A 12867-nucleotide genomic window follows, 5' to 3' on the forward strand; every position below is an offset into this window, starting at 1 on the left:
TTGAAGACCTTATTTTGCAATAAATATACGAAGACCATGAAATACACTTTGAATATACTCTCGCTTTTAGTTTTCCTATTGATAAGTGGTGTTATTTCTGCTCAGAAAAAAGAGGATAAAATAAACGATTCTACTACACCTTTGCATCTATTGGCTCCCGATTATAAAGTTCCTTACGGGATGATCTCAAAAGATGAAGTAAAGAAATCGTTAGATAGAGTTTTGTCTTATCTCGAGGTATCCACTCCCACCAATGTAATCGACAAGAAAACAAGGAAAGTAATTACCGATTATTCAAAAATGGATAGCAACTCCGAACTCGAAAAAGGTGCTTTCCGTTTGGCTAGTTACGAGTGGGGAGTTACCTATTCGGGGATGTTGGAAATGGCAGCTGCTACGGGCGACAAACGCTATTTCGATTATGTGAACGACAGGTTTAAATTTCTGTCGGATGTTGCACCTCATTTCAAAAAACTGATGGACGATTACGGTGTGATTGATCCTCAGATGAAGCAAATGCTCACACCTCATGCTTTGGATGATGCAGGGGCAATGTGTGCTTCTATGATTAAGTTGGAGCAAACTAAATCCGAATATAATCTTCGTCCGCTTATCGACAATTATATCAACTATATCATGTATAGCGAATACCGTCTCTATGATGGTACATTTGCCCGTAAACGCCCACAAATGAATACCCTTTGGCTCGACGATATGTATATGAGTATTCCTGCTCTTGCTCAAATGGGTAAGCTCACAGGCGAAAGTAAATATTACAATGAGGCGGTAAAGCAGATACTTCAGTTTTCGAAACGAATGTTTGTTAAAGAGAAAGGCTTATATATGCACGGTTGGGTGGAATCGTCCGAAGAGCACCCTGCCTTCCATTGGGGACGGGCAAACGGGTGGGCACTACTCACCATGGTTGAAGTGTTGGATGTATTGCCCACTAATCATCCCGAACGATCAAAAGTGCTGGCTCAATTAAAAGAGCATGTAAAAGGCTTGACATCCTATCAATCGGGTGATGGTTTCTGGCATCAACTGTTGGATCGAAACGATTCGTATCTCGAAACATCGGCAACAGCTATTTATGCCTATTGTATTGCCCGAGCCGTCAACAAAGGGTGGATCGATGCCATCGCTTATGCGCCTGTAGCCAATCTGGCTTGGCATGCGGTATCTACCCAAATAAACAGCGAAGGGCAGGTCGAAGGTACTTGTGTAGGTACAGGTATGGCTTTTGATCCGGCATTTTATTACTATCGTCCTGTCAACGTATACGCTGCACATGGTTATGGACCTGTATTATTGGCAGGAGCTGAGATTATCAATTTATTGAATAATTTCTATCCGAAAATGAATGACAGTGCAGTGCAATATTACTCAGATAAACAAAATACTACTGCTCCCATTTTCAGTGTTAGCGATCCTTCACGTCCACAAGACATAGTATCCGGTAGTTCACGTAAAAATGCAAAAGCACCCGTTTTATTTCTGATTGGCGACTCTACCGTTAAAAATGGAAAAGGAAACGGCGATAACGATCAATGGGGATGGGGAAGCTTCTTCGAACAATTCTTCGATACAACAAAAGTATCTGTAGAGAACCATGCTTTAGGCGGAAGAAGTAGCCGTACATTTTTTACCGAAGGATTGTGGGATAAAGTATTGCCGGGCATTCAGACAGGAGATTACTTGTTTATACAATTCGGACATAACGACGGAGGTCCGTTAAATACGGGTCGCGCCAGAGCATCACTCAAAAGTATTGGTAACGAATCGGAAACCGTAATAATGGAACGAAACGGAGGACCCGAAACAGTCTATACATTCGGTCATTATCTGCGTGTTTATATTCGTCAGGCAAAAGCCAAAGGAGCTTACCCTGTGGTATTATCCCCTACACCATCGAATCAGTGGACAGATGGCAAGATGAACCGTATGACCGAAACATATACCAAATGGGCAAAAGAGGTGGCAGCACAAGAGAATGTCCCGTTTATAGATTTGAATGATCTTACAGCACAAAAATGCGATGCTTTAGGTCAAGTAAAAGTAAAAGAATTGTATAAAGACAATGTGCATACTACTCGTGACGGAGCTTTGATGAATGGACAATCTGTTATTGAAGGACTGGTGGCTTTACCCGATTTCGGACTGCAAAAATATATTATTAGAAAATAACAATCTTATACAATAGTGGCTATGAAAAGAGAAGCATTTAAAATGTACTTGAAGCCCGGAAAAGAGGCTGAATATGAAAAACGTCACAACGAAATATGGGATGAATTAAAATCTCTTCTTAAAGAAGCAGGTATCAGCGATTATAGTATTTATTGGGATGAAGAAACCAATGTTCTGTATGCTTCTCAAAAGGTGGAGGGAGGTTCTTCCCAATCGTTGGGAGAGAATCCTGTTGTTCAGAAATGGTGGGCATATATGGCTGATATTATGGAAACCAATCCCGATAATTCGCCTGTGTCGAAATCGTTGAAAGAGGTTTTTTATTTGAAATAAGTAATAGAGAGAATGAAATCAGCCCTTATAATAGTTCTATGTTTATTTGGAATAGTAAGTACTAATATGGCAGTAGATTACAAGTTTAATCTGGCAGGAGATAAGCATCAGAAAGGTTTTGTTTCTGTTGCTTCCGATCATATGTATAAGGAAGGAGGCTACGGCTACGATTTAGGAACACATCCGAATGATGGAAAGCCATTCTTTTTTTCGGTAGATGTTCCCGAAGGAAACTATCTGGTGAAAGTTGTATTAGGTAGTAAGGATGTCCCGAGCAGAACTACTGTAAAAGCGGAATCTCGTAGATTAATGCTCAAAAACATTGAGACAAAAAAAGGTGAATTTATTACACATGAATTTGCTATAAATATCCGTAATACAAAGATTTCGGAAACCGAATCAGTCAAAATAAAACCTCGTGAAATAGGCAAACTTATTTGGGATAATAAACTTACTCTCGAATTTAATGGTGACAATCCATCAGTGCAAAGTATCGAAATAAAATCAGCAGATAATCTGATAACCTTATTCTTAGCAGGAAATTCAACCGTCGTTGACGAAGCCAACGAACCGTGGTGCGGATGGGGGCAGGTGTTTCCGCTTTTCTTTACATCCAAAGTGGCTATTGCCAATTATGCCGAATCGGGTGAGGCGGCCAATACGTTTGTTTCGTCTAAGCGCTTTGCTAAACTATTAACCAAAATCAAGAAAGGTGACTATCTGTTTATAGAGTTTGGACATAACGATCAAAAACAAAAAGGCGAGGGTAAAGGCCCCTACGCAAGCTACACAAGTGACTTGAAATACTTGGTAGATGAAGCTCGTAAAAAAGGAGCAAATCCTGTACTGGTAACATCTATGCACCGCCGAAGTTTTGATGAAAACGGAAAAGTAATCAATACGCACGGCGAGTATCCCAATGCGGTTCGATTGTTGGCTAAAGAAGAAAACGTTCCTCTGATTAATCTCAATAATATGAGCAAAGAGCTTTATGAAGCGTGGGGAGTAGAAGGTTCTAAAAAGGCATTTGTACATTATCCTGCCGGAACATTTCCCGATCAGGATAAAGCCTTGGAGGACAATACACACTTCAATCCCTATGGAGGGTACGAGATTGCACGTTGCATAATCAAGGGTATAATTGAATCGAATCTGCCTATTAAGAAATACATCAAAAAGGGATATCGAAATTATAATCCTGCTCATCCCGATGCTTTCGATACATTTCATATTCCATTGACACCTTTTTCTTCGACTATTAAACCCGATTGAAATTAAGGTTGCAATAATTGTATGCTGAATTAATAAACAGGTCTGTGACCTTAAACTTATAATATCTATATGAAAAGACGACTATTAACTGTATGTGGGATTCTTTCGTTAACGTTTGTAACGGTATTTTCTCAACAACGTACCGATGAAGAATGCATAAGAGCGGTAGCCGATAATATATTGAAAGAGCCTGTTACTCAATTTGTAGGAGTGACAACAGGTAAAACATACAACAGTACCAAAGAAATACCTAAAGGCGAAGATGTGAGGTTTAAAAGTCCACTCTCCGAATGGCATTATTCGAATGGAGTGTTGGATATGAGTATGATAAATCTGGGCGAGTATCTCAATGACCCCAAGTATATCAACTATGCAAAGAATCATGTCGCATTCGGATTTGCCAATTACGAGTATTTTAAAAATACATTCCGTAACGACCGAAAGCATTGGCATTGGCCTTTCGGTCAGCTTTGGAATATGAAAGAACTGGACGATTGCGGAGCAATGGGAGCTGCCGTTATCGAAGTATATAACTACGATTCTAAAAAGCAGTACAAAGAATATTTCGAAGCAGCAGCAAAGCATATCATGCAAGATCAGACCCGTTTAGATGATGGCACATTGTGTCGCACCTTTCCCCGTGAGATGACTGTTTGGGCTGACGATGTATACATGAGCGTTTCGTTTCTGGCTCAGATGGGAAAACAAACGGGCGATAAGAAATACTTTGATGAAGCAACCCGTCAGATTATCAATATTTCAGATTACCTGTGGTGCCCCGAAAAACAACTGTTTTATCATTGTTATTATACCGATCTTAATCGTAACGGAGTTGCATTTTGGGGACGTGCCAATGGTTGGATTACCGTTTCATTGGTTCGCTTATTGGATGTGTTACCCAAAAATTACGAAGGCAGAAAACAGTTAATCGATTTACTGGAAAAGCAAATTGTGGGAGCATCACGTTATCAGAATGAAAACGGAATGTGGAATCAATTATTGGATAAACCCGAATCATACGATGAGTCGTCGGTAACAGCCATGTATGTCTATGGAATAGCCAAAGCCATTAATGAAGGTTGGTTTGATGAAACTTACATGAGAATAGCTCAATTGGGATGGAATGCACTGAAAAAAGACCAGATAACCGAAAACGGACACTTCAAAAATGTATGTGTCGGAACAGGTATCACCGATGATTTGCCCTTTTATTACAGCCGTCCTGTAGGTGAAAACGAAAAACACGGCTTAGGCTTGATTATTGATGCAGGTGTTGAAATACTGAAACTGAGCAAGAGAAACAAGAAACAATAAATATGAAGAAATTTATCTGCTTTTTATATATTGTTTATCTGATGATACCTAGTGTAAGTGCATTCACTCCGGGTTCTGATATGTCGTGGACTAAAAAGGTAGGAGCGAGACAACAGCCCAAAAATATAGCCGTTTTTAAGGTGGTGGATTATGGAGCAAAAGCAGATGGAACGACCTTAAATACAAAAGCCATTCAAAAAGCGATAGACGCCTGTGCTTCGTCAGGAGGAGGAATTGTTACTTTCGACAAGGGGAAATATTTATCGGGGGCTTTGTATCTGAAAGAGGGGGTGAATTTTGAAATACCGAAGGGAACCGTGCTTTTAGGAAGTACCGATATAGAAGATTACCCCGAAATAGATACACGAGTGGCAGGTATCGAAATGCGTTGGCCTTCGGCTTTAATAAATGTTTTGGATCAGAAAAGTGTAATGCTGAGCGGTTCGGGCATCATACACGCACAAGGTAAAGTCTTTTGGGATGCGTATTGGAAAATGCGTAAGAGATACGAAGCTAAAGGCTTACGCTGGATTATCGACTATGATTGTAAACGTCCCCGTACATTATTGATATCCAATTCTGAAGATATTACGGTTAAAGACCTCACTTTTCAACAGGCAGGATTCTGGACTATTCAACTGCTTTATTCTTCGTTTTGTACTGTCGATGGGGTAGTAGTTCAAAATAATGTAGGAGGACATGGACCCAGCACCGATGGAGTTGATGTTGATTCTTCGTCCTATATACTGATCGAGAACTGCGATATTGATTGTAACGATGATAATTTCTGCCTCAAATCGGGTAGGGATGCCGATGGCTTGAGGGTAAATCGTCCCACTGAATATGTCGTAATTCGCAATTGCCTGTCTCGTGCAGGTGGTGGATTACTGACGTGTGGCAGCGAAACATCGGGAGGTATTCGATATATTTTAGCAGAGGGATTGAAAGCAAAAGGTACGAATGTAGCTATCCGATTAAAATCGGCAATGAACAGAGGCGGAACTACCGAGCATATCTATATCCGAGATGTAGAATTGGAGGATGTAAAGATTGCTTTCGAAGCCAATGTCAATTGGAATCCCGCTTATAGTTATTCTACTTTACCTAAAGAATACAAAAACAAGCCTTTGCCCGATCATTGGGTGAAGATGTTGGAGAAAGTAGATCCAAAGAAAGGTATTCCATCTTTTAAAGATGTATATGTTTCGGATATTCGGATAAAAGATTCCCGGAAATTTCTGGAAATATCAGGAAGCAAAGATGCCTTTATGCAAAATTTCCACTTCGATAATATTCAAGGGGATGTAGAGACATTGGGAAGTATCTCCTTTGCAAAAAATATCGGATTTCAAAATATAGATGTCAGGGCAAAAGACAACAGTCCCATATCTATAAATAATAGTACCCATGTAAATTATCCGATAAATATAGTAGGTAATGCTCCTTTTCCATATCAATTAAACGGAAAGAGTAATAACGCTAAAATACTATTGGATAAGCACCCCGAATTAGCTTTCTATTTTCCCGAAATGGGTGGCAATTTGAAGTTTGGTATTATAGGTGCAGAAGTCAGTAGATGGTTGGGTGATTTTAAAGAAATAGATGTGAAACAATCTGATAACAGATCGTTAGTTTATACGCTATCCGACCCGATATTGGGAAAAGGAAAATTGGTTATAACAGTTATTTCACTCTCTCAATCGGACGGTATAGTAATAGAAGTGAATCCTGTGGCTATTCCTCAGAACCTAAATCTGTTTTGGTCGTATGGAGGTGCTTATGGCAAAATATTATCTGAAAACGAACATGGGAGGTTAAAACCGATCTACTGCCGTAACAATGTTTTCAGCGTCGAGCATACAGCTTTTACTTTATATCATGGTGAAAGTATGCGATTGAAAACTGTGAATGCAGTAATGCCCGCAACATCAGATATTCGTTTGTCGGATGCCCATGTACAAAAGTCACCAAAAGCGTTTTTTGACTCGGGAAAGAAAACCGATTCGCCTGCTTTAGCTGCTTCTTTACCTTTGATTAACGGTCAGAAAGAATATTTCTGTGTCTATAAACAAAACGAAAATGTAGATTTTAATCATTTTATGTTGCCTGATCTTTTCAAAGAAGAATCTCAAAAGAAATAGTGGCTTATGAAATGGCTGTTGTTAGGATATACACTTGTTTTTATGTTTTGTCGGGTACAAGGGCAAACAGAGCCGATGGTATTTAAGGTATTCTGTTTCCCTTCCGATAAAATACCCCGAATTGATGGTAATACGCATGATTGGGATATCGTTCCGGCTAGTTATTCGATAGGAATAGATCAGATGACCGAAGATGAGGACAAATATTCCTCTCCCAATAAGTCAACTTTGGATATTCAGGTAAAAGTAGGCTGGTCGGAAGGCGAAAATCGTTTGTATTTTCTATACGAAGCCTATGATAATTACTGGTCGTTTTCGAGAGATGATCTGATGGTCGATATTTTTGAAGTCGTAGTCGATGGAGATCGTTCAGGAGGACTTTTTATCGATAAGTTTTACCCTTTCAAGGATATTACGCAAGAACAGGCGTGGGAATTGTTTCACGGTCGGCAGGCTCAAAACTACCATATTTATACACCTCCAAAGAAAGACGATTGGTGTATGTATTGGGGACCTCAGCAATGGCTGAAAGAAAAGCCTTATTCGGATTATGCCTATAAATATGATGTTAAAGAAGGAGAAAGCGGAAAACTGACACTCGAATTTTATATAACACCATTTGATTATGCTTCGCCAAAGGGTAGTAAGTTTTCGGTCGAATCCGAATTGTATGCCAATAAATTAATCGGTCTCTGTTGGGCGGTAATTGATTACGATAATAACGAAGGTAAACCCAAAGATGGATTTTGGAATCTGTCTCGTCATCATACGATGTACGGAAATGCAGATGAGTTGAGGACTTTCAGATTAATGCCTTTGGAAACTGGTGAATAATGCTGTCAGTAGCCTTTATTGTTAGTAATAAATGCTTTTTTACTGACGCACCCTTTGGGTTTGTCTTTCATTTTGCCTTGATGCAAAACGAAACAAAAGATCAAGACTGTGCCTCTTTGCCCGACCCGATACGTGCTTCGAAAGCGAAAACAAAAAAATACATTTGACTTTGATTTCTTTTTGTTTTTTTACGCTTTTCTCCCACATCGGGTACCCCGTGCAACCGGCAAGGTCAGTAGCCTTACGGACGATAGTCGTTACGTGCGTCAGCCCCAGTGCATCAGAGCCCCAGCCGTTGGCTGACAAGCAAAGCAGGCGTAAAACTAAACGTGCCGCAAGGCAATAAGTTTAGTTTAGCCTGCAAGCTTTAGTCAGACAGGCGAGCCACGCAGCACAAAGCCTTTTTGATTCCTTTTGCGGCTTTGGGCAAAAGGGATACAAGCAATCTTCGATTGCGCGTAGAAAAAGACAATTTAATAGAACGTTTCCTATAATCAACTACTGATTATTATAGATTTTGTTTTATTTATCTATATAATAGCTGATTACATCGAAAAAAGAAGACGGAAAAAATAGATGCTGAAAAAGTGTCACTTTTGTCACTTTTGTAATCTTTTATGAGCTTTATTGTTGATATGTAGTGCTTTAGTAAATTACTAAAAGTGACAAAAAATAAACACAGACTGTAACCTTTTTGTGTAGATTGTGTAGAAAATGTTGCCATTGAGAAGATATGTCACTTTTTCAAGAAACAGACTTGTAACCCGTAATTTGTAACTATTGATTAGATATGAAAAGAAATATATTCATCCTTGCTACTCTCTTCAGTCTTGTTGGCAATTTGTTTGCATCAACATATAATGTACGTGATTACGGAGCAAAAGGGGATGGAAAACAAATAGATTCTCCTGCCATAAACAAGGCGATTGAGGTTGCCGTTGCTAATGGAGGCGGAACCGTTTTTATTCCTGCAGGAACGTATGCGAGTTATTCGATTCGTTTACAGAGTAATATACATCTGTATTTGGATGCAGGGGCGATTATTTTGGCTGCATATCCCGAAAAAGACAGTGGTTATGATTTGGCTGAGGAGAATATCCACAATCAGTTTCAGGACTTTGGACACAGTCATTGGAAAAACAGTCTGATCTGGGGTATAGGTCTCGAAAATATTACGATAAGCGGACAAGGCTTAATAAATGGGCAAGGCTTAACCCGTGAAGAAAGCCGCTTACCCGGAGTTGGAAACAAAGCAATCAGTTTGAAACTATGTAAGAACGTAACTATTAAAGATGTTTCGATGCTGAATTGCGGACACTTTGCATTGCTTGCCACAGGCGTTGATAACCTGACGATCAGTAATGTAAAAGTAGATACCAATCGCGATGGATTCGATATCGATTGTTGCCGCAATGTACGTATTTCCGATTGTTCGGTAAATTCCCCTTGGGACGATGCTATCGTATTGAAAAGCAGCTATGTATTAGGCTTTTTTCGGGATACCGAAAATGTGACTATAACCAATTGCTTTGTAAGTGGATTCGATAAAGGTTCGATGTTGGATGCTTCTTTTCAACGAGATGAGCCACAAGCTCCCGATCAGGGATATGTAACAGGACGTATAAAATTCGGAACAGAATCGAGTGGGGGATTCAAAAATATCACCATTTCGAATTGTATATTTGAACGATGCAGAGGCTTGGCTCTCGAATCGGTAGACGGTGGAAGTCTCGAAGATATTACCATCACCAACATTACTATGCGTGATATTGTAAATGCTCCTTTCTTCTTGCGTTTAGGCTCTCGTTTAAGAAGCCCTAAGGGAACGCCTGTGGGCAATATCTCACGAGTAACGATCAGTAATGTAAATGTTTATAATGCCGATTCTCGTTATGCAAGCATAATAAGCGGAGTGCCCGATCATCAGATCAATGATGTCCAATTGAGTAATATTCGAATATTGTATAAAGGAGGCGGAACAAAAGAAGATGCTCAATTACTGCCTCCCGAAAATGAGGCTTTGTATCCTGAGCCTTGGATGTTCGGAACCATTCCGGCTTCGGGATTCTTTATCCGCCATGCTAAAAATATAGAACTGAATAATGTGCAGATTAATTTTATGAAACAAGATTATCGACCATCGTTGTGGATAAAAGATGCAGAGAATATCCGATTGATAAACTATCGTGCTAAAGTAGCCAAAGGGGTAGAGCCTTACGTTTTGCACAATGTAGATGGCTTTAAAGCCGAATTGAGTGAAATCACAGAATTTTAAAGTCTCAAGTCGTTAACAAGATATTACTGAAATGAAAAAAGAAAATATTCCTTTTATTGTTTTTATATTGGCAGTATTGCTAATAACGAGTACTATAAGCAGTACAGCCAAAGATGTTTATCTGTTTTCTTATTTTACCGGAAAGTCGGAAACAGGTCTCCATTTGGCCTATAGTTTGGATGGTTTAACATGGACTCCGCTCAATGACGGCAAAAGTTATTTACTTCCTGCTGTTGGCAAAGATAAATTGATGCGTGATCCAAGTATAGTACAAGCTCCCGATAAAACCTTTCGCATGGTTTGGACTACGGGCTGGCACGATAATATTATTGGGTATGCTTCGTCTAAAGACCTGATTAGTTGGTCGGAGCAAAAGGCTATCCCTGTGATGACTCATGAACCAACAGTTAGAAACTCTTGGGCTCCCGAATTGTTTTATGATGAAGCAAGTAAGCTCTATTACATCTTCTGGGCATCTACTATCGATGGACGTTTTAGTGAGGTTGGTCCATCGGAAGACGGTCTGGATCATCGTCTTTATTATGTGACGACTCCCGATTTTAAAACGTTCTCGGAAACGAAGCTTTTCTTTAATCCTGATTTTAGTGTGATAGATGGAGCCATTCTAAAGAAAGGAAAAGAATACTTTCTCTTTGTGAAGAATGAGAATAAAACACCTGTCGAAAAAAATATCAGAGTGACTGTATCAAAGGATATAAATAATTTCCCGACAGAAGTATCTGCTCCCATAACAGGTAATTGGGTCGAAGGACCTGCCCCATTGCAGGTGGGTGAATACATCTATGTGTATTTTGATAGATATAGGGAAGGAAAATACGGAGCTATACGTTCGAAAGATGGTAAAACGTGGGAAGATGTTTCGGGCTTGGTTTCTTTCCCCAAAGGAACACGACATGGAACAGCTTTCAAGGTTTCGGAAGCTGTCTTAGATAACCTTCTGAAAAATAGTAAATAACTATTTTATAGAATCAATTGCCAAAACTCAACATCGATAAGTTTATTGAATTTCAACCCCGATTCTTTGAAGTTGCCCACCAATTCGAAATTAAACTTCTCATGTAGTTTCTGGCTTATCGGATTGGGTAGAGAAATAACTCCTATCAAAGAATGGATGTTTATTTCTCTGGCTTTGTTGATTAATTCGGCATATAGGATTGTGCCAAGTCCTTTTGCCTGAGCTTTCTCGTCTATATAGACACTGGTCTCTAAAGTAATGTCATATGCCGACCGTTTCCGCCAGTTGCTTAAGTAGGCATAGCCAACAACATCGCCATTTTCTTCATAAACAATGTAAGGGAAGTTTTTGGCAGTGATATATTTGATCCGTTCAGCAATGTCTTTTTCGGTCACCAGCTCTTCTTCGAAAGTGATTATAGTATCTTTTATATATGGATTATAAATCTCTGCTATTCTCTTAGCATCCGATAGTTGAACATTGCGTATCATATTAATACCGATTTAATATAAGGCGATAAATTTTCTCTAAAGTTATAAAAAGGACTTTTGTATTACTCGAATTCTTTGATAAATATTTTTTGCAGTGTTTCTAATTCCTTAGCATAGATTGTCTTCTTTCGTTGGGCAAAATATAAGGTGTTCTCTAACGGGATTTTTCCTTCCCAAACCAGTCTCACACTGTTGTTTGCAAATTGCTCTTTAGCCAGAAAATCGGGTACAACAGCAAAGCCTTCTCGGTTGGCTATAGAACGGAGAATCGAACTCTTATTTGGGACAATAAAATTCGGCTTAAAATCGGGTCTTTTCTTAAAATTCTCAATCCAGAAGAGTCTCAGGTGTTCCATATCGCCCGTTGTACCAAACCATATTTGATTGTTAAGCCATTTTTCAGCACCTTTCATATCGCTTTTTTCTATGATCTTATTAAATTCCGAAATATCACTTTTAGCACCTGCAACCAATACAACTTTTTCTTTCGAAAAAGGAGTGTATTGCACATTCAGCGAATCGTCTTTCTGCGGAGAGATAACAAAGTCTAGTAAACCTTTATCCAGATCACCCAGCATTTGAGGGTACATACCAAACTTAGAGATCAAATCAAAAGGCAGTTCGCTTATATACGGCTCCAGTACGTGTTGAAATGTCTCGAAGCACATACCGATACTTATGCTTGTTTTATCCGAATTGGCATTTCTGTAGAAATGTCTTTCAGCAGATTCCAATTTGTCTACTCCTTCTACAATAGAGTTGTAAAGGATGTTCCCGTGTTCGGTTGCTACCATTTTTCGGGTTCCTCTATCAAACAATTTGTATCCGATATGAGCTTCCAACGATGTCAAATGTAAACTAACTCCGGGCTGAGATATGTATAGCTTGTTTGCAGCAGCCGTAAGTGATCCTGTCTCGTATATTGCTTTGAATGTTCTGAACCATTCAAGATTTACCATAATTTTTATATATTATAATTATGATACAAATATATGAATTATATTATTTTGATTATTAATTAATCCTCTCTATTTTTGTATCGTA

At 39.1% G+C, this 12867-nt stretch carries 9 protein-coding genes and 2 pseudogenes; 9 read left to right on the top strand and 2 right to left on the bottom strand.

All coding sequences use genetic code 11. The features are described from left to right. Positions 1–36: 36 nt before the first annotated feature. The 9 genes and pseudogenes from G7051_RS18305 to G7051_RS11425 form a co-directional block, all read left to right on the top strand. Positions 37–1431, top strand: a pseudogene (locus G7051_RS18305) (glycoside hydrolase family 105 protein); the annotation flags it as partial. Between the two features lie 69 nt (positions 1432–1500). Continuing rightward, a complete protein-coding gene (locus tag G7051_RS18310) occupies positions 1501–2187 on the top strand; it encodes a rhamnogalacturonan acetylesterase (protein ID WP_255493375.1) in 687 nt (228 codons plus the stop codon). Between the two features lie 21 nt (positions 2188–2208). Further along, positions 2209–2520, top strand: coding sequence for an L-rhamnose mutarotase (gene rhaM, locus G7051_RS11395; RefSeq protein WP_166200397.1), 312 nt, complete (start codon positions 2209–2211; stop codon positions 2518–2520). A gap of 12 nt (positions 2521–2532) precedes the next feature. Next, entirely contained in the window at positions 2533–3792 is a 1260-nt protein-coding gene (locus tag G7051_RS11400) for a rhamnogalacturonan acetylesterase (RefSeq protein ID WP_185154984.1), read from the top strand. Positions 3793–3861: 69 nt separating this feature from the next. After that, positions 3862–5106, top strand: coding sequence for a glycoside hydrolase family 105 protein (locus G7051_RS11405; RefSeq protein ID WP_166200399.1), 1245 nt, complete (start codon positions 3862–3864; stop codon positions 5104–5106). A gap of 2 nt (positions 5107–5108) precedes the next feature. Next, a complete protein-coding gene (locus G7051_RS11410) occupies positions 5109–7247 on the top strand; it encodes a DUF4450 domain-containing protein (RefSeq protein WP_166200401.1) in 2139 nt (712 codons plus the stop codon). Between the two features lie 6 nt (positions 7248–7253). Continuing rightward, entirely contained in the window at positions 7254–8081 is an 828-nt protein-coding gene (locus G7051_RS11415; protein ID WP_166200403.1) for a hypothetical protein, read from the top strand. Between the two features lie 790 nt (positions 8082–8871). Next, complete coding sequence (locus G7051_RS11420; protein ID WP_166200405.1) at positions 8872–10356, top strand: glycoside hydrolase family 28 protein; 1485 nt, start codon at positions 8872–8874, stop codon at positions 10354–10356. 31 nt (positions 10357–10387) lie between these two features. After that, a pseudogene (locus G7051_RS11425) lies at positions 10388–11320 on the top strand (glycoside hydrolase family 43 protein); the annotation flags it as partial. Between the two features lie 17 nt (positions 11321–11337). Here the strand turns inward: G7051_RS11425 and G7051_RS11430 are convergent. Continuing rightward, complete coding sequence (locus G7051_RS11430; protein ID WP_166200409.1) at positions 11338–11823, bottom strand: GNAT family N-acetyltransferase; 486 nt, start codon at positions 11821–11823, stop codon at positions 11338–11340. 62 nt (positions 11824–11885) lie between these two features. Beyond that, on the bottom strand, positions 11886–12782 hold the full coding sequence (locus tag G7051_RS11435; protein WP_185154985.1) for a LysR family transcriptional regulator: 897 nt from the start codon (positions 12780–12782) through the stop codon (positions 11886–11888). Positions 12783–12867: the final 85 nt, after the last annotated feature.

The organism is Dysgonomonas sp. HDW5B (assembly GCF_011299335.1).
GTDB lineage: Bacteria > Bacteroidota > Bacteroidia > Bacteroidales > Dysgonomonadaceae > Dysgonomonas_A.

Bases quoted from the DNA above. Each gene is read 5' to 3' on its own strand.
- rhaM (WP_166200397.1), top strand. From the start codon at position 2,209: ATGAAAAGAGAAGCATTTAAAATGTACTTGAAGCCCGGAAAAGAGGCT.
- G7051_RS11420 (WP_166200405.1), top strand. From the start codon at position 8,872: ATGAAAAGAAATATATTCATCCTTGCTACTCTCTTCAGTCTTGTTGGC.
- G7051_RS11410 (WP_166200401.1), top strand. From the start codon at position 5,109: ATGAAGAAATTTATCTGCTTTTTATATATTGTTTATCTGATGATACCT.
- G7051_RS11405 (WP_166200399.1), top strand. From the start codon at position 3,862: ATGAAAAGACGACTATTAACTGTATGTGGGATTCTTTCGTTAACGTTT.
- G7051_RS11435 (WP_185154985.1), bottom strand. From the start codon at position 12,782: ATGGTAAATCTTGAATGGTTCAGAACATTCAAAGCAATATACGAGACA.
- G7051_RS11415 (WP_166200403.1), top strand. From the start codon at position 7,254: ATGAAATGGCTGTTGTTAGGATATACACTTGTTTTTATGTTTTGTCGG.
- G7051_RS11400 (WP_185154984.1), top strand. From the start codon at position 2,533: ATGAAATCAGCCCTTATAATAGTTCTATGTTTATTTGGAATAGTAAGT.
- G7051_RS11430 (WP_166200409.1), bottom strand. From the start codon at position 11,823: ATGATACGCAATGTTCAACTATCGGATGCTAAGAGAATAGCAGAGATT.